20 protein-coding genes are annotated in these 20,820 nt (G+C 74.1%); 12 read left to right on the top strand and 8 right to left on the bottom strand.

The genetic code is table 11. The features are described 5' to 3' along the window. Positions 1-16: 16 nt before the first annotated feature. From FGG90_RS02560 to FGG90_RS02580, 5 genes are all read right to left on the bottom strand, one after another. On the bottom strand, positions 17-1,249 hold the full coding sequence (locus FGG90_RS02560; protein WP_094130737.1) for a hypothetical protein: 1,233 nt from the start codon (positions 1,247-1,249) through the stop codon (positions 17-19). Continuing rightward, positions 1,246-2,400, bottom strand: coding sequence for a sensor histidine kinase (locus FGG90_RS02565; RefSeq protein ID WP_094130735.1), 1,155 nt, complete (start codon positions 2,398-2,400; stop codon positions 1,246-1,248). Before FGG90_RS02565 ends, FGG90_RS02560 begins: the two co-directional genes overlap by 4 nt. Before the next feature lie 166 nt (positions 2,401-2,566). Beyond that, on the bottom strand, positions 2,567-3,247 hold the full coding sequence (locus FGG90_RS02570) for a response regulator transcription factor (RefSeq protein ID WP_094130733.1): 681 nt from the start codon (positions 3,245-3,247) through the stop codon (positions 2,567-2,569). A 123-nt stretch (positions 3,248-3,370) separates the two neighbouring features. Next, positions 3,371-4,582: a homoserine O-acetyltransferase MetX gene (gene metX / locus FGG90_RS02575; RefSeq protein WP_094130731.1), complete on the bottom strand. Its 1,212-nt coding sequence runs from the start codon at positions 4,580-4,582 to the stop codon at positions 3,371-3,373. Positions 4,583-4,623: 41 nt separating this feature from the next. After that, positions 4,624-5,994, bottom strand: a complete 1,371-nt coding sequence (locus FGG90_RS02580) for a bifunctional o-acetylhomoserine/o-acetylserine sulfhydrylase (protein ID WP_094130729.1) — start codon at positions 5,992-5,994, stop codon at positions 4,624-4,626. A 136-nt stretch (positions 5,995-6,130) separates the two neighbouring features. Between FGG90_RS02580 and FGG90_RS02585 the strand changes: the two genes are divergently transcribed. Continuing rightward, on the top strand, positions 6,131-6,928 hold the full coding sequence (locus FGG90_RS02585; protein WP_094130727.1) for an SDR family NAD(P)-dependent oxidoreductase: 798 nt from the start codon (positions 6,131-6,133) through the stop codon (positions 6,926-6,928). Between the two features lie 52 nt (positions 6,929-6,980). Here the strand turns inward: FGG90_RS02585 and FGG90_RS02590 are convergent, their stop codons facing one another. Then, positions 6,981-7,658: a TetR/AcrR family transcriptional regulator gene (locus FGG90_RS02590; protein WP_094130725.1), complete on the bottom strand. Its 678-nt coding sequence runs from the start codon at positions 7,656-7,658 to the stop codon at positions 6,981-6,983. 159 nt (positions 7,659-7,817) lie between these two features. Here FGG90_RS02590 and FGG90_RS02595 point away from each other — a divergent pair, with 159 nt between their 5' ends. The 9 genes from FGG90_RS02595 (at position 7,818) to FGG90_RS02635 (ending at position 17,320) form a co-directional block, all read left to right on the top strand. Next, positions 7,818-8,858, top strand: a complete 1,041-nt coding sequence (locus tag FGG90_RS02595; protein WP_094130723.1) for a TerC family protein — start codon at positions 7,818-7,820, stop codon at positions 8,856-8,858. After that, a complete protein-coding gene (locus tag FGG90_RS02600) occupies positions 8,855-9,682 on the top strand; it encodes a PP2C family protein-serine/threonine phosphatase (protein WP_094130721.1) in 828 nt (275 codons plus the stop codon). The genes FGG90_RS02595 and FGG90_RS02600 overlap by 4 nt, the downstream gene beginning before the upstream one ends. Positions 9,683-9,711: 29 nt before the next feature. Continuing rightward, the gene (gene leuC / locus FGG90_RS02605) at positions 9,712-11,223 is read left to right on the top strand and encodes a 3-isopropylmalate dehydratase large subunit (RefSeq protein ID WP_094130719.1); all 1,512 of its coding nucleotides are present in this window, start codon (positions 9,712-9,714) and stop codon (positions 11,221-11,223) included. Between the two features lie 3 nt (positions 11,224-11,226). Continuing rightward, positions 11,227-11,841 carry a 3-isopropylmalate dehydratase small subunit gene (gene leuD / locus FGG90_RS02610; RefSeq protein WP_094130716.1) on the top strand — a complete coding sequence of 205 codons (615 nt, stop codon included), beginning with the start codon at positions 11,227-11,229 and terminating at the stop codon, positions 11,839-11,841. Continuing rightward, positions 11,842-13,212: a UDP-N-acetylglucosamine 1-carboxyvinyltransferase gene (gene murA, locus FGG90_RS02615; protein ID WP_063070740.1), complete on the top strand. Its 1,371-nt coding sequence runs from the start codon at positions 11,842-11,844 to the stop codon at positions 13,210-13,212. 127 nt (positions 13,213-13,339) lie between these two features. Beyond that, positions 13,340-14,077 carry a lysophospholipid acyltransferase family protein gene (locus FGG90_RS02620; RefSeq protein WP_094130714.1) on the top strand — a complete coding sequence of 246 codons (738 nt, stop codon included), beginning with the start codon at positions 13,340-13,342 and terminating at the stop codon, positions 14,075-14,077. Beyond that, complete coding sequence (locus FGG90_RS02625) at positions 14,070-15,167, top strand: NAD(P)H-dependent glycerol-3-phosphate dehydrogenase (RefSeq protein WP_094130712.1); 1,098 nt, start codon at positions 14,070-14,072, stop codon at positions 15,165-15,167. Before FGG90_RS02620 ends, FGG90_RS02625 begins: the two co-directional genes overlap by 8 nt. A 2-nt stretch (positions 15,168-15,169) precedes the next feature. Continuing rightward, positions 15,170-16,279, top strand: coding sequence for a D-alanine--D-alanine ligase family protein (locus FGG90_RS02630; protein ID WP_094130710.1), 1,110 nt, complete (start codon positions 15,170-15,172; stop codon positions 16,277-16,279). Between the two features lie 96 nt (positions 16,280-16,375). Further along, positions 16,376-17,320, top strand: a complete 945-nt coding sequence (locus tag FGG90_RS02635; protein ID WP_237583498.1) for a glycosyltransferase family 2 protein — start codon at positions 16,376-16,378, stop codon at positions 17,318-17,320. Here the strand turns inward: FGG90_RS02635 and FGG90_RS02640 are convergent. Beyond that, positions 17,277-17,783 (bottom strand): DUF3515 family protein, encoded by a 507-nt coding sequence (locus FGG90_RS02640; protein ID WP_094130708.1) that lies wholly within the window; start codon positions 17,781-17,783, stop codon positions 17,277-17,279. The two genes, FGG90_RS02635 and FGG90_RS02640, sit on opposite strands and share 44 nt — an antisense overlap. Positions 17,784-17,807: 24 nt before the next feature. Here FGG90_RS02640 and FGG90_RS02645 point away from each other — a divergent pair, with 24 nt between their 5' ends. Beyond that, positions 17,808-18,950, top strand: coding sequence for a thiamine-phosphate kinase (locus FGG90_RS02645; RefSeq protein WP_378143254.1), 1,143 nt, complete (start codon positions 17,808-17,810; stop codon positions 18,948-18,950). Here the strand turns inward: FGG90_RS02645 and rsmD are convergent. Next, the gene (gene rsmD / locus FGG90_RS02650; protein ID WP_094130704.1) at positions 18,947-19,519 is read right to left on the bottom strand and encodes a 16S rRNA (guanine(966)-N(2))-methyltransferase RsmD; all 573 of its coding nucleotides are present in this window, start codon (positions 19,517-19,519) and stop codon (positions 18,947-18,949) included. The two genes, FGG90_RS02645 and rsmD, sit on opposite strands and share 4 nt — an antisense overlap. A 326-nt stretch (positions 19,520-19,845) precedes the next feature. On the opposite strand from rsmD, the gene FGG90_RS02655 reads away from it, so the two are divergent. Then, positions 19,846-20,820 carry an AAA family ATPase gene (locus FGG90_RS02655; protein ID WP_094131517.1) on the top strand — a complete coding sequence of 325 codons (975 nt, stop codon included), beginning with the start codon at positions 19,846-19,848 and terminating at the stop codon, positions 20,818-20,820.

Genomic DNA, 20,820 nt, shown 5'->3' on the forward strand with positions numbered 1-20,820 from the left:
GTCCTTGTGCGGGCCCTCACCGGTCGGCGGGGTTGTCCACGACGCAGTCGATCGTGATGAGGAGGCTCGCACCGCGGGTGGTGTCCGTGTGCGCGCCGACCTTGTCGATAGCATCCCACGTCGAGGGATCGAGGCGGGTCCGGGGGAGACCCGTGGTCGTGATGGCGATCGGCACGATCGCGCGGCGCAGCGGCACCGGCTGCTCGCCCGCCGGGCGGCCGCGCAGGGGGCCGAGCGCGAGCTGCACCGAGACGCCGGGCACGCCGTTGCGCCGCTCCGTCGAGGTGAGCAGGAGCCAGACCGCGGAGAGGAGGCCGTCGCGCTGGCGGCGGTCGAGGAGGCCCGCGAGCGCGTTCGGGTCGCTGAGCGTCACGTCGGGTCCGAGGAACTCCGACTCCGTGATCGCGTGGTGCAGCCACGTCTCGCGCCGCCCCTCGATGAGGTGGAGCCGCAGCTCGGTGGCGAGCGAGGCGGCGGTCGACGCGGCCAGCGGCGACAGGGGCAGCGGCTCGTCGCCCGTCGCCACGCCCTCGAGCAGCTGCTCGGCGGCGAGGTCGAGGCGCGCGAGCTCCTCCGAGGCGAGCATGCCGACCGCGTAGCGCGGCGCGGACACGGTGCTCTGCACGAGCACGCGGTCGAGCTCCATCTCCACGACGCGGCGGAATCCGCGGACCACGGCGACGCCGAACGCGGCGGGGACGACGGCCCGGGCGATGGCCGAGATCTCGGGCGCCAGGTCGCCGGGCCGCACGGGGTCCGACACGAGGAAGACGACGAGGAGCACGGCGCCGAGGGCCGCGTCCACCGTCAGGACCTCGCGGGCCGGGCGGTAGGTGACCGTGGTGAGCAGGGCGGCGCCGGCCGCGACGCCGGCGGTCGAGTGCTGCATCACGTCGCCGAGCGGCCACACGGCCACGAGGTCGAGGGCGACGACGGCGCCCATGCCCGCGACGAAGACGGCCATGAGCGGGCCGGGCATGCGGTCCCGCAGCGCCCGGACGGCGACGACGGACGCGACGAGGAGGGCGACCAGGAGGATCCACGCCGTCGCGGCGAGGCCGGGCGCCGGGAGCATGCGGTACTCGAGGGCGAAGCGCACCAGCCCGTAGCCGAGCGCGATGGCGCACACGACGGCGGATCCCGCGCCCAGGTAGCCGAGGCCGATCGACGTCGGCTGCGCGGGCGTGCCCGCCGGCAGCCGGATCCGGCGGCTGGTCCGGGCCGGGGCGGCCGCGTCGGCGCGCGTCACTTCGGCACCTCCAGCACGACGGTGGTGCCGGACCCGGGCGAGGAGAACAGGCGCGCGTTGCCGCCCACGTCCTTGAGCCGCGCGACCACCGACTCCTTGAAGCCGAGCTTCGCCGGATCCACGTGCGAGAGGTCGAAGCCCACGCCCGCGTCGGTGACCATGGCCCGCACGGTCGTGTCGTCGTCGGTGATGGTGACGTGCGCCTCGGTCACGCCCGCGTGCCGCCGCACGTTCTCGAGGCACTCGGCGAGGGAGAGGAGGAAGGCGTCGAGGATGTCGCTCGGCAGCAGCACCTGCCCGGTCCCGTGCCAGCTGACCTCGAGGCCCATCCGCCCGAAGCGCTGCTTCACGGACTCCAGCGTGTTCCCGAGCACCGACTGCTCCACGGGCTCCAGCGTGTACCCGCCGGAGGCCTGCGGCGTCGGGTTGGCCCCGAGCCGCAGCTGGCGGAGGAGCCGCGCGTCGTCGGCGGCCTGCTGGCGCATGGCCTGCGGGGTGACGCCGACGCCCGAGTGCGCGAGGAGGGTGAGGGTCGCGAGCACGGTGTCGTGGAGCAGGCGCGCACCCTGGCGGCGCTGGGCCTCGAGCTCGCTGGCCAGCCGCTCGGCGCGGTGGGCGCGGCCGATGTCGGTGATGCGCCGGCCGACGCGCCGGACCGCGACGCTCAGCCAGTAGCCGAGGATCGCGACGAGCAGCCACCCGAACACGTGCACGAGCACGACGTACGGGAACGCCGGGGTGCCCCAGGACGCCCCGACCGCCGCGACGCTCGTGAGCGCGAACGCGGCCACGACGATGCGGAGCCGCCCGTGCCCCATGGTCTCCAGGAGGGCGAGCGACCCGACGGATCCGGCGGAGACGTGGGTGAGCGCGGTGAGCGAGGAGGCGCTCCGACCGCCGAGCTGCGCGACGACCATGGCGGCGATGCCCGCGAGCACGACCGCGACCATCCAGCGGCGGCCGGCGGCGGCACCGAGGCGCCACTGCGCGACGCCGAGGACGGCGAGGAGGGCGACGCTCGCGGCCTCGACGGGCAGCGACAGCTCGCCCGGCAGCAGGATGCACGCGGCGGCGACGGCCGTGAAGCACAGGCCGTACACGCGCGCCGTCCTCTGCAGCAGGCGCTCGCGCTCGCGCTTCATGCGATCCATCGGGTCCCCGCTCGGAGTGCGACGCCGCCGGAGGCGCGCGCTGGGTGTGCCTCGATCCTAGGCGCGCGCACGCGATGCCTGTCACGTCCTGGCTTCGCGCGCGCCGATCATCCACATGCCGTACGTTCCGCGACCCGGTGGGCGCGGACGGCCGAGCGGATCCCGGCTACTCCGGGGAGATCCAGCCGTGGCGGATGGCGTGGCGTCGCAGCAGCAGCTTCGTGCCGAGGTCCGTGCCGGCGTGCAGGTACTTCCGCCGGCCGCGCTTGATGTACGACTTGACGGTCTCCTCCGTCGTGCCCATGGCCTCCGCGACGTCGCGGATCGACCGGCCGCCCGCGTAGAGCACGAGCGCGCGCTGCTCCTGCTGGCCGAGGCGCGGGTCCTCCGCGGCGTGGAAGTCCTGCATCGCCCGCTGCACGAGCGTCGTCTGCCGGGGCGTGCCGTCCGCGGCGGCGTGGATGGTCGCGATCAGCTCCTCCGACGACTCCGCCTTCGGCACGACCGCGGCGGCGCCCGCCCGCATGGCCCCGTGGATCGTCGACGCGTCGGCGTGCGTGCTGAGCAGGACGGAGGTCAGGCCGGCGCCGGCGAGCGTCCGGATCTTCTGCGCCACCGGCACGTCGTCGCGCAGCGCCAGGTCGAGGACCACGACGTCGAACGCGTCGGGGAAGCGGTCGTCCCGGATCAGCCCGATCCAGGTGGGCGACGTCGCGACGACGTCGACCCCGGTGCGCGGCCGCGACAGCCGCGCGCTCAGCCCGTCGAGCAGCAGGACGTGGTCGTCCACGAGGGCCACGCGGACCCGGTGGCCCTGACCCGTCGCGTGCGGCGGCCGTCGGCTCATCGGTGCTCCCCTCGTGCGCCGACGCCCGGAGGCGGCGGCGTGCTCCCAGGGGAAGCATAGGAACGCATGATGTCGCGCGGCGATGGCGCGGGCCGAACTCACCCCCGGACTGGGGCGCTGCTCCTAGGCGTCCGTCGCCAGGAGCCGGGCCAGCTCGCGGCCCACGGCCTCGCCCTCGATGAGGAAGCCGTCGTGCCCGTAGTCGGAGGAGATCACCACGACCTCGCCGCCGTCGATCGAGCCCGGGACGTGCCGCGCGACGAGCCGCTGGTCGTCCACGGGGAAGAGGCGGTCGCTGTCGATCCCGAGCACGAGCGTCGCGGCGCGGATCCGGGCGAGCGCCGCGGGGATGCCGCCGCGACCCCGGCCGACGTCGTGCGAGCTCATCGCGTCGATCAGGCGGATGTAGCTCGTCGCGTCGAAGCGGCGCGTGAACTTGTTGCCGTGGAAGTCGAGGTACGACTCCACCGCGTACCGTCCCGCGTCGCCCATGGGGCTGATCCCGCTCTGCCACGAGCGCGCGAACCGCTGGTTGAGCTCGTCCGGGCTGCGGTAGTTGAGGAGCGCCATGCGGCGGGCGAGCGCGAGCCCGCGGTGCGGCCCGTCGCCGTCGGCGGCGTCGAAGTAGTCGCCGTCCCGGTAGGCGGGATCCATCCGGATCGCCTCGGCCTGCACGGAGTTGAGCGCGATCTGGTCGGCGCTCGCGAGGGCGGGGGCCGCGAGCACCGCGAGCCGCCGCATCCGGTCGGGGTGGCCGACGCCCCACTCGAGCGCCTGCATCCCGCCCATGGACCCGCCGACGACCGCCGCCCAGACGTCGATCCCGAGCGCGTCCGCGAGGGCGGCCTGCACGGCGACCTGGTCGCGGACGGTGATGAAGGGGAAGCGGTCCGCCCACTCGACGCCGTCGGGCGCGAGCGACGCCGGACCCGTCGTGCCCTGGCACCCCCCGAGCATGTTCGGGGCGACGACGAACCAGCGGTCGGTGTCGATCGCGAGCCCGGGCCCGACGATGCCGGACCACCAGCCGCCCGTCGGCTGCCCGGGGCCGGCCGGGCCGCGGAGGTGGCTGTCGCCCGTGAGCGCGTGGAGGACGAGGACCGCGTTCCGCCCGTCTTCGTCGCGTTCGCCGAAGGTCTCGTAGGCGACGCGGACGGACGGGATCCGTCCGCCCGCCTCGAGCTCGACGTCGCCGACCGACGCGAAGAGCCGGTCGGCGACGGGGTCGCCCTCGCGCCACGCCCCGGATGCCGGGGGCCGGCCGATCAGGGAGCGGATCTGCGCGTCCGTCACGAGGCTCGACGGGACGGTGTCCTCGGGTGTCTGCCAGTCCATCCCGCCCAGTGAAGCACCGCCGCCGTCGCGCGCGGCGAGTGTTACGCCCCGTGCGCCCCCTGGCCCGCGGACGCCGAGCCGACGGCCGCGTCCTTGACCGCCCTCGCCGCCCGCAGGCCGCTCCCGAGGTCGTCGAGGATGTCGTCGATGCTCTCGAGGCCGACGGACAGCCGCACGAGCCCGGGCGTGACGCCCGCGGTGAGCTGCTGCTCGGGCGTCAGCTGCGCGTGCGTGGTCGACGCGGGGTGGATCACGAGGCTCCGGACGTCGCCGATGTTCGCCAGGTGGCTGAACAGCTGCAGCGAGTCGACGAGCGCGCGGCCGGCGTCCACGCCGCCCTTGAGCTCGAACGACAGCACGGCGCCGACGCCGCGCGGCGCGTAGCGGTCGGCCGCGGCCCGCCATGGGCTCGACGGCAGGCCGGAGTAGTAGACGGCCGCCACGTCCTCGTGCGCGTCGAGCCACTCGGCCACGGCCTGCGCGTTCTGCACGTGCCGCTCGATCCGGAGGCTCAGCGTCTCGATGCCCTGGATGAGCTGCCAGGCGCTCGCCGGCGCGATCGACGCGCCCAGGTCGCGCAGCAGCTGCACGCGCGCCTTGGTGACGTAGGCGACGCCGTCGCCCACCGCGTCCGCGTACGTGACGCCGTGGTACGACGCGTCGGGCGTGGTGAGGCCGGGGAAGCGCTCCGCGTGCTCGGACCAGGGGAAGCGCCCGCCGTCGACGACGAGCCCGCCGATCACCGTGCCGTGGCCGCCCAGGAACTTGGTGGCCGAGTGCACGACGACGTCGGCCCCGTGCTCGAACGGGCGGATGAGGTACGGCGTGGCGATCGTGTTGTCCACGATGAGCGGGACGCCGGCCGCGTGCGCCCGGTCGGCGACGCTGCGGATGTCGAGGATGTTGATGCGCGGGTTCCCGATGGTCTCCGCGAAGAAGAGCTTCGTGTTCGGCCGCACCGCCCGCGCCCAGGCCTCGGGGTCGTCCTGGTCCTCGACGAAGGTCGTCTCGATGCCGAGCTTCGCCAGCGTGTACTTGAAGAGGTTGTAGGTGCCGCCGTAGATGGAGGAGCTCGAGACGATGTGGTCGCCCGCCTCGGCGATGTTGAGCACCGCGAAGGTCGACGCCGACTGGCCCGACGCCACCAGCAGCGCCGCCGTGCCGCCCTCCAGGGCCGCGACGCGCTCCTCCACCACGGCCTGCGTCGGGTTCATGATGCGCGTGTAGATGTTCCCGGGCTGCGCCAGGGCGAAGAGGTCCTGCGCGTGCTGGGAGTCGTCGAACACGTAGGAGGTGGTCTGGTAGATGGGCGTGGCGCGCGCGTGCGTGACCGGGTCCGGCGCCGCTCCCGCGTGGATCTGCTGCGTCTCGAAGCGCCAGCCGGCCGCTCGGTCCTCGTCGTGGTCGCTCATGTCGCGCCCTTCCTTCCGCTGTCGGTGCACGCCGCCGTCGGGCGCACGCCGACCCTAGGAAGCGCGTCGCGGGCTGGTCAACGCGAGCCGTCGCGGGGCGTAACCCGCGGACATCCGCGTTCCCTACGCTGGGGTCATGTCCACAGCCAAGAGGGTCGTCGTCACGGGTGCGAGCTCGGGGATCGGCGCCGCCACCGTCCGCCTGTTCCGGAGCCGGGGGTGGGACGTCGTCGGCGTCGCCCGCCGCGAGGACCGCCTGCGGGCGCTCGCCGAGGAGACGGGCGCCTCCTACGCGGTCGCGGACCTCACCGTCCAAGCCGACGTCGATGCCCTGCGCGACCACCTCCGCGAGACGGGCGACGTGCACGCGCTCGTCAACAACGCCGGGGGAGCCGTCGGCACCGACTCGGTCGAGGGCGGATCCGCTGCCGACTGGGCCTGGATGTACGAGATCAACGTGCTCGCCGTGCAGCGCGTGACGAGCGCGCTGCTGCCGCTGCTCCGCGCGGGCGTCCCGGAGGGCGGGAGCGCCGACCTCGTGACGGTCAGCTCGATCGCCGCGCACGTGCCCTACGAGGGCGGCGGCGGGTACAACGCCGCGAAGGCCGCCGTGCACGCGATGCTCGGCGTGCTGCGCCTGGAGCTCGCGGGCGAGCCCATCCGCGTCATCGAGATCGCGCCCGGCCAGGTGCGCACCGAGGAGTTCTCGCTCGTGCGCTTCGGGGGAGACCGGGCGAAGGCGGATGCCGTGTACGACGGCGTCCCCGGCCCGCTCACCGCGGAGGACGTGGCCGACGCCATCGTCCACGCGGTCGAGCTGCCGCCGCACGTGAACGTCGACCTGCTGACCCTCAAGCCCGTCGCGCAGGCCGCCCCGCACAAGCTCGTGCGGAAGCCGCTGGCCGTGCGCGAGGAGCTGACCGACCGCGGCTGACAGGCATCGTGCGCGGATGACCCGCGTCACGCGCGGGTCGGCCGCCGGGCGGTCAGGCCGCGGGCTTCGCGGCGTCCGCGGCCGGCAGATCGGGCAGCGGGCCGGTGAGGAAGCCCTGCACGACGGGACCGTGGAGCGCGACGACCATCTCGCGCGACATGCTCGCGATGGGCTCGCTGCGCCAGATGTAGCGCGTGATGGCGATGCCGCCGAGCGCGGCGCCGACGAGGGAGTTGCGGATGTCCGCCTCCTCGGGGGGCGTGCCCTCGGGCAGCGCGTTGGTCCAGTGCTGCGGAGCGGCCTCGACGAAGCGGCGGTACGCGCCGCTGTCGTGGTCCGACGAGACGGTGACCCAGCGCATGATGGTGGACCCCACCGGATGCTCCCACGTGTGCAGCGCCGCGTCGACGAGGGCGGCGCCGCGCTCCTCGACGGGCAGCTCGCGGAGGCGCAGGTACGGGGCGACCAGGTCCTCCGAGGGGCGCAGCGCCTCCTCGAGGAGCGCCTCCAGCGAGCCGAAGTAGTAGCGGACGAGGCTCGGGTCGACTCCGGCCGTCGCGGCGATGCGCCGGGCGCTCACCCGGTCGGCGCCGGACTCGATGAACAGCATGCGGGCCGCGTCGATGATGCTCGCGCGCGCGTCGCCGGAGGTGCGGGGCCCCCGTCGCCTCGGGGCGGCGTCGTCGGCGACGCGGTCGCGGGGATCGAGCTCGTTCGCCAGTACGGCCATGGGGCGTCCCTCTCGTGTCATGGTCCATCAACGTAGTGCGGGGCCGCTGGCCGGATGCCCCGCATGAGGGAATTGTGAACAACCCGTCGGACGACCTGTAGTTTCGTCGAGGCGTCCTCGTGCCGCCTCCCCCTCCCTCCCGCTGAAGAAGGCGTCCGCGTGCCCCTGGTCCTCCCACCCCTGTTCGAGATCGTCTCGTTGACGATCCTGGTCGTCGTCCTCGTCGCCGACCTGCTCATCGTGTACCGGCGCCCGCACGTGCCGTCCACGAAGGAGTCGGCCCTCTGGGTCGCGTTCTACGTGGGCCTCGCGCTGGTGTTCGCGGTCATCATGCTCATCGTCGGCGGGCCCGAGCACGCGGGCCAGTTCGTGGCGGGCTGGCTCACCGAGTACAGCCTCAGCATCGACAACCTGTTCGTCTTCGTCATCATCATGGGGCGCTTCAGCGTGCCCCGGAAGTACCAGCAGGAGGTGCTGATGGTGGGCATCATCATCGCGCTGGTGCTGCGCGGGATCTTCATCCTCCTGGGCGCCGAGCTCATCGAGAGCTACAGCTGGATCTTCTACATCTTCGGCGCGTTCCTCCTCTACACGGCCGTCAAGCAGGCGGTGGGCGACGAGGACGAGGACAGCGAGGACTCGCTCTTCATCCGGTTCCTCCGCCGGCGCCTCAAGATCGCGCCGGACTTCGACGGCTCCAAGGTGCGCACGGTCATCGACGGCCGCAAGGTGCTCACGCCGATGGTGATCGTGTTCGTCTCGATCGGCACCACGGACCTGATCTTCGCGCTCGACTCGATCCCGGCCATCTTCGGCATCACCGAGTCGCCGTTCATCGTCTTCACCGCGAACATCTTCGCCCTGATGGGCCTCCGCCAGCTCTACTTCCTGCTGGGCGGGCTGCTCGACCGGCTCGTGTACCTCAAGTACGGGATCGCGTTCATCCTCTTCTTCATCGGCGTGAAGCTCGTGCTGCACGCCTTGCACGAGAACACCCTGCCGTTCGTCAACGGCGGGCAGGGGATCGAGTGGGCGCCCGAGATCCCGACCGTGGTGAGCCTCGTGGTGATCCTCGCCTCGATGCTGGTCGCGACGGTCGCGAGCCTCGTCAAGATGCGCGCGGACGGCACGCCCGTCACCGGCGCCGGCGCGGAGGCCGCGTCGGTCGAGCGCGCCGACGAGGACCGGTCCGAGCGGTGACCGACGCCCGCAGCATCGCGATCGGCGGGAGGCGCATCGACGTCTCGTGGGCCGCCCGCACCGACGTGGGCAGCGTCCGCGCCGTGAACGAGGACGGGCTCCTGGCGGATCCGCCGGTGTGGCTCGTGGCCGACGGCATGGGCGGGCACGCGTTCGGCGACCGCGCGAGCGCCACGCTGGTCGAGACCTTCGGCGGGCTGACGGGCGACCAGCCCGTGACGCGCGACCTCATCGTGGAGGCGGTCGACGCGTCGAACGAGGCGATCGGCGACCTCATCACGGGCGACGACCCGCCCGGCACGGTGGCCGGCACCACGCTCGCCGGCATCGCGCTCGTGCGGGCCGAGGACGGCGAGCCCCTCTGGATGGTCTTCAACGTCGGGGACTCGCGCGTCTACGCGTGGATCGACGGGCGGCTGCAGCAGGTCACGGTCGACCACTCGGCCGTGCAGGAGCTCGTCGACCAGGGGCGCATGACGCGCGCGGAGGCCGAGCGCAGCCCGGTGCGGAACCTCATCACGCGGGCCGTCGGCTCGCACGACGAGGTGGCCGCGGACGAGTGGCTGCTGCCCGTCTCCGCCCACCAGGTCTTCCTCATCTGCTCCGACGGCCTCACCAAGGAGCTCGACGACGACGCCATCGACGCGGTCCTGCGCCTGGCCCACGAGGACGGCGGCGGCGTCGACCGCGCCGCGGACGCCCTGGTCGCCCAGGCCCTCGCGTCCGGCGGCCGGGACAACGTCACGGTCGTCGTGATCGAGGCGGCCTCCGACGAGCAGCCGTCCGACGACGGGTCCGCGGGCGCGCCGTCACCCGAGGAATAGCCGCGGGCACCCGGCGTTAGACTCCCAGGATGCGCGAGGGCCCCTCGCGCCCCTTCCCTGAGGAGAGCCGCGTGCGGACTGCGAAGACCCTGGCCGAGAAGGTGTGGGCCGACCACCTGGTCGCCGAGGGCGAGGACGGCACCCCCGACCTCCTCTACATCGACCTCCACCTCGTGCACGAGGTCACGAGCCCGCAGGCGTTCGACGGCCTCCGTCTCGCCGGCCGCCCCGTGCGCCGCCCGGACCTCACCATCGCGACCGAGGACCACAACACGCCCACGATCGGGATCGACCAGCCCATCGCCGACCTCACGAGCCGAACGCAGATCCACACGCTCCGCGCCAACGCCGAGGAGTTCGGCATCCGCCTGCACTCCCTCGGCGACATCGAGCAGGGCATCGTCCACGTGGTCGGCCCGCAGCTCGGGCTCACGATGCCGGGCATCACCGTCGTGTGCGGCGACTCGCACACGTCCACCCACGGCGCGTTCGGCGCCATGGCGTTCGGCATCGGCACGAGCGAGGTCGAGCACGTCATGGCCACGCAGACCCTGCCGCTCCAGCCGTTCAAGACCATGGCGGTCACGGTCGAGGGCACGCTGCGACCGGGCGTGACGGCCAAGGACATCATCCTCGCGGTCATCGCGAAGATCGGCACGGGCGGCGGCCAGGGCTACGTGCTCGAGTACCGCGGCAGCGCCATCCGCTCGCTCTCCATGGAGGGCCGCATGACGATCTGCAACATGTCCATCGAGGCCGGTGCCCGCGCGGGCATGGTCGCCCCCGACCAGACCACCTACGACTACCTCCGCGGCCGGCCGCACGCCCCGACGGGCGCCGACTGGGACGAGGCCGTCGCCTACTGGGAGACGCTCGCCACGGACGACGACGCGGTCTTCGACGCCGAGGTCCTCCTCGACGCCGACACGCTGGAGCCGTTCGTCACCTGGGGCACGAACCCCGGCCAGGGCGTCTCGCTGAGCGAGCCCGTGCCGGATCCCGCCGCCGTCGCCGACCCGAACGAGCGCGCCGCCGCCGAGCGCGCCCTCGCCTACATGGACCTCGCCCCCGGCACGCCCATGAAGGATATCCCGGTCGACACGGTCTTCATCGGCTCCTGCACCAACAGCCGCGTCGAGGACCTGCGCGCCGCCGCCGAGATCGTGCGCGGCCGCACCAAGGCCGAGGGCGTCCGCGTCATGGTCGTCCCGGGCAGCGCCCGCGTGCGGCTCGAGGCCGAGGCCGAGGGCATCGACCGGGTCTTCACCGACTTCGGCGCCGAGTGGCGCTTCGCCGGCTGCTCGATGTGCCTCGGCATGAACCCCGACCAGCTCGCGCCGGGGGAGCGCTGCGCGTCCACCAGCAACCGGAACTTCGAGGGCCGCCAGGGCAAGGGCGGGCGCACGCACCTCGTGTCGCCGCTCGTGGCCGCGGCCACCGCCATCCGGGGCACGCTGTCGAGCCCGTGGGACCTGCAGGAGGCCGGCGTCGTCGACGCCGACGCGATCCGCCAGGCCGCCGCCGTCGGACAGGGGGCCTGACCCGTGGAGCCCATCACCCGCGTCACCGGCACCGGCGTCCCGCTCAAGCAGTCGAACGTCGACACCGACCAGATCGTCCCCGCCCAGTTCCTCAAGCGCGTCACCAAGACGGGCTTCGAGGACGCGCTCTTCTTCCAGTGGCGCAAGGACCCCGACTTCTTCATCAACCAGCCGGCCTACGAGGGCGCGACCGTCCTCGTCGCCGGTCCGGACTTCGGCACGGGCTCGTCCCGCGAGCACGCCGTGTGGGCGCTGCGCGACTACGGCTTCCGGGCCGTGCTCAGCCCGAGGTTCGGCGACATCTTCCGGGGCAACTCGGGGAAGCAGGGCCTCCTCACGGGCATCGTGACGGAGGACGACGTCGAGAGGCTGTGGACCGCGATGGACGCGGAGCCCGGGCTCGACCTCACCGTCGACCTCGTCGAGCGGATCGCCACGGCACCCGGCCTGACGGTCCCGTTCGAGATCGACGAATACACTCGGTGGCGGCTCCTCGAGGGGCTCGACGACATCGCCCTCACCCTCCGGGACGAGGACGCCATCACCACCTTCGAACACCGACGGGCCTCATGGCGCCCGCGCACCTTGCCGGCCCGGCCGGCAGCTCTGGAGAACTGAATGAACTCACTAGTCAGCGACGCCAAGAAGGCGGGAGAGCGAGTGGGTCTCCTGTCCGACTCCATCGTCATCAACGGCGGCATCCCGCTGCGCGGCCGCATCGAGGTCCGCGGGGCCAAGAACCTGGCCACGAAGGCCATGGTCGCCTCGCTCCTCGGCGAGAGCCCCAGCCTCCTGCGCTCGGTGCCGGACATCAGCGACGTGCGCGTCGTCTCTGGTCTCCTCGAGGTGCACGGCGTGACGCTCCGCAAGGGCGAGCAGGAGGGCGACCTCATCCTCGACCCGAAGGACGTCGAGAGCGCCCACATGGCGGACATCGACGCGCACGCCGGCAGCTCGCGGATCCCGATCCTCTTCTGCGGCCCGCTGCTGCACCGCCTGGGCGAGGCGTTCATCCCCGACCTCGGCGGCTGCCGCATCGGCGACCGCCCCATCGACTTCCACCTCGACGCGCTGCGCGCGTTCGGCGCGGTCGTCGAGAAGCTCCCGAGCGGCATCCGCCTCACGGCGCCGGACGGCCTGAAGGGCGCGAACGTCGAGCTGCCCTACCCGAGCGTCGGCGCGACCGAGCAGGTGCTCCTCACGGGCGTCCGCGCGAAGGGCGTCACGGAGCTGAAGAACGCGGCCATCGAGCCCGAGATCATGGACCTCATCGCGATCCTGCAGAAGATGGGCGCGATCATCTCCGTGGAGCCGAACCGCGTGATCCTCATCGAGGGCGTCGACCGCCTCGAGGGCTACACGCACCGCGCGCTCTTCGACCGCAACGAGGCCGCGAGCTGGGCCTCCGCCGCGCTCGCGACCGGCGGCGACATCTTCGTCGGCGGCGTGCGCCAGGCCGAGATGATGACCTTCCTCAACGTGTTCCGGAAGGTCGGCGGCGCGTTCGACATCGAGGAGGACGGCATCCGGTTCTACCACCCGGGCGGCGACCTCAAGCCCGTCGTCATCGAGACCGACGTGCACCCCGGCTTCATGACGGACTGGCAGCAGCCGCTCGTCGTGGCGCTCACGCAGGCGCCCGGCGTCTCGATCATCCACGAGACCGTGTACGAGAACCGCTTCGGCTTCACGGACGCGCTCAACGAGATGGGCGCCGACATCGTCGTGCACAAGGAGGGCCTCGAGGGCCACGAGCGCCGCGTCGCGCGTCGCGACTTCGAGCAGGCCGCGGTCATCACCGGACCGACGCACCTCCACGGCGCGGACATCACCGTGCCGGACCTCCGCGGCGGCTTCAGCCACCTCATCGCCGCGCTCACGGCCGAGGGCCGGTCCACCGTCAGCAATGTGGGGATCATCTCCCGCGGCTACGAGGACTTCATCGGGAAGCTGCGCCAGCTCGGCGCGGACTTCTCCTACGAGGGATAGCCTCGCCGGCGGCGCACCGCGCCGCCCACGCCGGCCGGGCGCGTCCCCAGGGACGCGCCCGGCCATCCGCCGGGCGGATCCCACCCGGCGGGCGACCGACGACGACCGCGACCCGACCGGAGCATCCATGGCGAACGAGAAGGCCCGACCGTCGATCTTCTGGGTGCTGGCCGCCCTCGTGCTCCCGGTGCTGAACGCGGCCGTCCGCTTCGACATCCGGCACCCCGAGCGGCTGCCCCGCACGGGCTCCTACGTGCTCGCGCCGAACCACTACAGCGAGATCGACCCGGTCGTCATGGGCGCGGTCGCCTGGAAGCTGGGACGGCTGCCCCGGTTCCTCGCGAAGGCGTCGCTGTTCGACGTGCCGGTGGTGGGCTGGTTCCTCCGCCGCTCGGGGCAGATCCCCGTGCAGCGCGACGGCGGCGTCCGCGGCGGCGAGGCCATCTCGGCCGCGAAGGACCTCGCGAGCGACGGCCGGATCGTCGTCGTCTACCCCGAGGGCACGCTGACGCGCGACCCCGACCTCTGGCCGATGCGGGGCAAGACCGGCGCCGTGCGGCTCGCGCTGCAGGCCGGCATCCCGGTGATCCCGACGGCCCACTGGGGCACGCAGGAGCTGATGGGGCGGTACTCCAAGCGCGTGCGCCTGTTCCCGCGCTCGACCATCCACGTGGCCGTCGGCGAGCCCGTCGACCTCTCGCGCTTCCGCGACCGGAGCCTAGACTCCGCGACCCTGACCGAGGCGACCGCGGTCGTCATGGCCGCCATCACGGAGCTCCTCGAGGAGCTCCGCGGCGAGACCGCCCCGACCGAGCGCTGGGACCCCCGCTCGAACAACCAGAAGGAGACCGGCCGATTTGAGTGACGCGACCGCGAGCCCCCGACCCGCAGGATCCACCGCCCCGAGCGCGGACGCGTCCGCCAGCGCATCCGCGTCCGCCGACGCGGGGGAGCGCCGCCGGGTCGTCGTCCTCGGCGCCGGCAGCTGGGGCACCACCTTCGCCAAGGTCATGGCCGACGGCGGCAGCGACGTGCTCATGTGGGCGCGCCGCCCCGAGCTCGCCCGGGAGATCTCCGAGGCGCAGCGCAACAGCGACTACCTGCCGGGCGTCAACCTCCCGCGGCGCCTCACGGCGGACGCGTCCCTCGAGCGCGTGCTCGACGGCGCCACCGACGTGTTCGTGTCGGTCCCCAGCCAGACGCTGCGCCAGAACCTCGAGGCCGCCCGGGACCTCATCCCGTCCGACGCCGTCGTGGTCAGCCTGATGAAGGGCGTCGAGAAGGGCACGGGCCTCCGCATGAGCGAGGTCATCGCGGAGACGCTGGGGCTCGGCCCCGAGCGCATCGCCGTCGCGTCGGGCCCGAACCTGGCGCTCGAGATCGCGCGCGAGCAGCCCACCGCGGCCGTCGTGTCGTCGGCGGACCCGGCCACGGCCGAGCGCATCGCGAAGATCGCGCGCAACCCCTACTTCCGCTCCTTCGTGAACACCGACGTGATCGGCACCGAGTTCGGCGGCGTGCTCAAGAACCTCATCGCCGTCGCGGTCGGCATCGTCGACGGCGTGGGCTACGGCGAGAACACCAAGGCGTCGATCATCACCCGCGGCCTCGCCGAGATGACCGCCTTCTCCGTGGCGTACGGCGCGCGCGCCGAGACCCTCGCGGGGCTCGCGGGGCTCGGCGACCTGATCGCGACGTGCGAGTCGTCGCTGTCCCGCAACAACACGGCCGGGCGACTGCTCGGCCAGGGCTACAGCTTCGGCGACGTCGTGACGCGCATGCAGCAGACCGCCGAGGGGCTCTCCTCCGTGGCGCCCGTGCTCGAGCTCGCCCGCCAGCGCGGCGTGGTGATGCCCATCGTCGAGCAGGTGTCGCAGGTGCTCGCGGGCACGCTCTCGCCGCGCGACATCGCCCCGCACCTCACGACCGACGACGACACTCCTCAGGGGGAATGACCATGGCCGACCGCATCCGCGTCGTCCTGCTGTTCGGCGGGACCTCCAGCGAGCACTCCATCAGCTGCGCCACCGCGAGCGGCGTCCTCGGCGCCCTCGACCGCGACCGCTTCGAGGTGATCCCGGTGGGCATCACCCGCGGCGGCGCCATGACGCTGCAGGCGGACGACGCGTCCGCCCTCGCACTCGACGCCGAGGCCCTGCCCGAGGTCATCGAGAACGGCACCCGCGTGCGCTGGCCCGAGGACGCGTCCTCGCGGGAGCTCCGCGTGCGCGACGCCGACGGCGCCGAGCGCTCCCTCGGGCGCGTCGACGTCGTGTTCCCGATCCTCCACGGCACGCAGGGCGAGGACGGCACCGTCCAGGGGATGCTCGAGCTCGCCGGCCTCCCGTACGTCGGCTCGGGCGTGCTCGCCTCCGCGCTCGGCATGGACAAGCACTTCGCGAAGACCGTGCTGCGCGACGCCGGCATCGCCGTGGCGCCGTGGACCACCGTGACGCGCCGCGAGTGGGAGGCCGACCCCGAGGCGGTCCGCGCGCGGGCCGCGGGGCTCGCCCTGCCGGCGTTCGTGAAGCCGGCGCGCGCCGGATCCAGCGTCGGCGTGAGCCGCGTCGCGGAGGCGGGGGAGCTCGACGCCGCCCTCGCGACCGCCTTCCGCGAGGACGACCGCGTGCTCGTCGAGGCCGGCCTCGTCGGCCGCGAGGTGGAGTGCGCGATCCTCGACGGCGGGCCGGGCGCCGCCCCGCGCGCGTCCGTCGCGGGCGAGATCGTCGTCTCCGGACGCGCGTTCTACGACTTCGAGGCCAAGTACCTGGGCGCCGACGGCATCGAGCTGGTCTGCCCGGCGGACATGACCGCGGATCAGCTGGCTGAGATGCAGGAGCTGTCGGTGCGCGCCTTCCGGGCCGTCGACGCCCGCGGCCTCGCGCGCGTGGACTTCTTCCTCACGGCCGACGGCTTCGTGCTCAACGAGATCAACACGATGCCCGGCTTCACGCCCATCTCGATGTTCCCGGCCTGCTGGGCCGCGTCGGGCGTGGCGTACCCCGACCTCATCTCCGAGCTCCTCGACGTGGCGCTCGCGTGGGAGGCGGAGGGCCGTCGCGCCTGAGCCGGTCGACGGCGGACGGCCCGGGGGAGTCGCGCGGCGCATCCGCGCACGGCCGAGCCCGGGCCGCCGCGACGGCGAGAGCCTAGGCTCGGACGCATGCTCGTAGGACGATCCGTCGCCCGGCCCCTCCTCCACCCCGACGCCCGGATCGGGGTCCCCGTGCGCCCCGCGGGCCGGCTCCCCGCCGTCGTGCGCCGGCCGGCGGGCGGGTCCCCGTCCCTCCGTCGGCCCACCGTCTCCGTCGTGATCCCCGTCCGCGACGACGCCGGGCACCTGCGCGCCTGCCTCCGGGCCCTCGCGGGGCAGACGGTCGCGCCCGACGAGGTCGTGGTCGTCGACAACGCCTCCCGCGACGACAGCGCGGAGGTCGCCCGCGCGGCCGGCGCGCGCGTCGTGCACGAGCCGGTAGTGGGGATCCCGGCCGCCGCGTCGACCGGCTACGACGCCGCCCGGCACGAGGTGATCGCGCGGCTCGACGCCGACTGCGTGCCGCCCGCGGACTGGATCGAGCGGCTCGGCGACGTGCTCGCCGCGCGCCCCGACGTCGCCGCCGTCACGGGCGCGGCGCGCTTCCTCGACGGCCCGCGCGCGCTCCGCGGGGTGGCCGCCGTCGCCTACCTCGGTGCGTACTTCGCCTCGGTGACGCTCGCGCTCGGGCACCCGCCGCTCTTCGGATCCAACTTCGCGCTGCGCGCGGACGCCTGGCGCCAGGTGCGCCACGAGGTGCACCGCAAGGGGACGCACCTGCACGACGACATCGACCTGTCCGTGCACCTCGGGCCCGAGCGGCGCATCGTGCTCGACCCGCACCTCGGCATGGGGATCAGCATGCGGCCGCTGACGCGCCCGTCGACCCTGCCGCTGCGGATGAGCCGGGGCATGGCGTCGCTCACGACCCACTGGCCGCACGAGCTGCCGTGGCGGCGCTGGTGGCGCACCAGCCGGATCGTCGTCGCGGAGCGCCGCGGACGCGGGCCGCGCGCGCTCGAGGCGCCGGTCAGCTCCCGGGCGGCGGGGCCACGCCGAGGTCCTGGGCGCTGACGCAGCGGTCGGTCTGCGGGATGGCGGAGACGACACCGCTGAGGTCGGTGAGCGCCGTGTAGCTCGCCTGCGTGGAGTCGATGACGACCTCGACCGCGGGCGTGCGCCCGAAGGTGGTGTACCGGATGTTCGGGGCCTTCGAGTCGTCCTCGACCCAGTCGACGTCGTCGTAGCTGATGCACGCGTCGGTCGTGGGGCCGGGCGTCGCGACGCCGCAGCGCAGGATGACCGTGCTCTGCGGATCGCCCCAGGCGCCCGTGCCCTGGGCGTCGGTCTCCCGCAGCGGCGCGGTGCCGAGCTCCGCGGGGAGGTGCACGACGACGTCGGCGCAGAGCGGATCCGCGGCGCCGGCCGCGGGCTCGAGCGAGACGGTGGGCGCGCATCCGGCGAGGAGGACGGTGATGCCGCACGCGGCGACGGCGGCGGCGGCGCGCACGGCGCGGGCGGGGCGGCGGGGAGTCATCGCGGCCAGGCTACCGTGGCAGTCGTGACGACTCCTGAGACGCCCCCGCCCGCCGACCGCCCGATGGCCGGGCCGTCCGGGGACGCACGATCCGACGTCGCCGCGACCGACGACGACGCGACCCTCGGCAGCGCGGGCGAGCTCGCGACCCTGGCGCGGATCCTGCCCCGGCTGCCCGAGGCCGACGCCGCCGACGCCGGGCCGGGGGACGACTGCGCGGTCGTGCGGGCGCCCGACGGCCGGTTCGTCATCACGACCGACATGATGGTGGAGGGCCCGGACTTCCGCCGCGCGTGGTCGACGCCGCACGACCTCGGACGCCGCGCCGCCGCCTCGAACCTCGCCGACGTGGCCGCGATGGGCGCCCGGCCGACCGCGCTCCTGGTCGCGATCGCCGCGCCGGCCGACACGCCGGTCCGGGACCTCGAGGCGCTGGCCGACGGGCTCCGCGACGGCTGCCGGATCCAGGCGCCCGGCTGCGGCGTGGTCGGCGGCGACCTCTCCGTCTCCGACGCGCTCGTCCTCACGGTGACGGCGACGGGGGACCTCGAGGGCCGCGCGCCCGTGCTCCGCTCCGGCGCGCGGCCCGGCGACGTGATCGCGGTGGCGGGCGCGCTCGGCATGGCGGCCGCCGGCGTCCGGCTGCTGTTCGACCACGCGCGGCGGGCCGTGCCCGGCGGCGAGCCCGTCCCCGACGCTGCCCTCGCGCGGGCGCTCCGGGCCGCGCATCCGGCTGCGGTGGAGGCGCAGCTCTCGCCCGTCGCGCCCATCGCCGCCGGCGTCGAGGCGGCACGCGCGGGGGCCACCGCGATGCTCGACGTCTCCGACGGCCCGCTCCTCGACCTCGCCCGGATGGCGCGCGCGAGCGGCGTGGGCATCGACCTCGACACCGCGGCCCTCGCCGAGGACGTCCGCCGGGTCGCGGACGCGCATCCGGCGCTCCCGCCCGTCGCGCTCGACCTCGTCCTCACGGGCGGGGAGGACCACGGCCTCGTCGCCGCGTTCCCGGCGGACGCGACGCTCCCGGCGTCGTTCCGGGTCGTCGGCGTCGTGCGGGAGGCGGATGCCGGGGGACCGGCGGTCACGGTCGACGGCGCGCCCTACGCGGGTCCGCGCACCCCGCGGGGCGGCTGGGACCCGTACGCCGACTGGGACGGGGCGCGCTAGCCCCGATCCGCCCCGGCCCACCACACGACGGTGTCGCCGTAGGCCCGGCGCCGGTCGAGCGCCATCCCCGCGGGCCACGCCGGCTCGGCCGACCGCGCGCTGCGCTCGACCATGACGACCGCGTCGTCGGCGAGCCGCGGCGCGAGGGCGGCGAGCTCCTCGGCGAGCTCCGCGTCGCCCACCTCGTACGGCGGATCGAGGAACGCGACGTCGTAGGTGCCGCGGTCGCCGAGGAGGAAGGCGTGCACGCTCTGGGCGGCGACGCGGATCGCGAGGTCGGCGCCGCGCGGGGCCGCGCCCTCGAGGATGCGCGCGTTCGACCGGCACACGGCCGCGGCGGGCGTCGCCCGCTCCACGAGCACCACCTCGCGCGCGCCCCGGCTGGCCGCCTCGAGTCCCAGGGCGCCGGATCCGGCGTAGAGGTCGAGCACGCGCGCGCCGTCGAGCGCGTCGCGGGCCTCGAGCCCGGAGAAGAGGGCCTCGCGCACGCGGTCGCTCGTGGGGCGCGTGCCCGTCCTCGGGACGCGGAGCACGAGGGAGCCGGCGAACCCGGCGACGATGCGGGTCACGACGGGCGTCCGACGGGGCGCGGGACGGAGATGCTCGGGGCGGGGTGCACGGGCGTCCACGCTACCGGCCGCACCGCCGCCGCGCCCGCCTCCCGCGCGCCCCGCGACCGCGCCGGCGAGGGGCCCAGCCGCTCACGGCCGCTCCCCGGACGCGCCCGGGGCGCTGACGTATGCTGCGAGGACGCCCACGACGCTGGAGGATCTGCGTGACGAGCCCCGAGTCCGAGTCCGTTCCCCTGCACGGCGGATCGGGCGCAGCGCCCGCCCGCATCCACCCCGCCCCGCGGACGGGGGCCCACGCGACGGCCCCGCGCGGATCCGCGTCGATGCCGCTGACGGAGGTGCGCCGGCTCGCCGAGCTCATCCTCGGCAACGTCGACGCCGTCATGTCCGGCAAGCAGGACGCCACCCGCATGGCGCTCACCGTCTTCCTGTCCGGCGGCCACCTCCTCATCGAGGACGTGCCCGGCGTCGGCAAGACCATGCTCGCCAAGGCGCTGGCGCGGAGCGTCGACTGCACGGTCAACCGCATCCAGTTCACGCCCGACCTGCTGCCCTCGGACGTCACGGGCGTCTCCGTGTACAGCCAGGCGGACCACCGCTTCGAGTTCCAGCCGGGCGCCGTGTTCGCGAACATCGTCATCGGCGACGAGATCAACCGCGCGAGCCCCAAGACCCAGTCCGCCCTCCTCGAGTGCATGGAGGAGGGGCAGGTCACGGTCGACGGCGTCACGCACGGGCTCCAGCAGCCGTTCACGGTGGTCGCCACGCAGAACCCCGTCGAGATGGAGGGCACGTACGCGCTCCCCGAGGCCCAGCGCGACCGCTTCATGGCCCGGATCTCCATGGGCTACCCGGACGCGTCCGCCGAGCTCGCGATGCTCCGCGACCGCGACACGGTCAGCCCGCTCGACGAGCTGCGGCCCGTGGTCGACGCCGACGACCTCGACGCGATGATGCACGCGGCCCGCGGCGTCTACGTGTCCGACCCCGTCGCGCGCTACGCCGTGGCGATCGTGCAGGCCACGCGCGGCCACGAGGACATCCGCCTCGGCGCGAGCCCCCGCGCCACCCTCCAGCTCATCCGGGCCGCGAAGACCCGCGCCGCGCTCGACGGCCGCGACTTCGTGCTGCCCGACGACGTCGACGCGCTGGCGGCCCCGGTGCTCGGCCACCGGCTCGTCGCGACCGGGCGCGCGCTCGGCCGACGCGGGAGCGGCCAGGCGGCCGTGGTCGAGATCCTGGAGCGCATCGTCGCCACCACGTCCGTGCCGCTGAGCGCCGCGGGTCGGACGCGCTGA

This window comes from Clavibacter michiganensis subsp. tessellarius, from assembly GCF_021922985.1.
GTDB classification, from domain to species: domain Bacteria; phylum Actinomycetota; class Actinomycetes; order Actinomycetales; family Microbacteriaceae; genus Clavibacter; species Clavibacter tessellarius.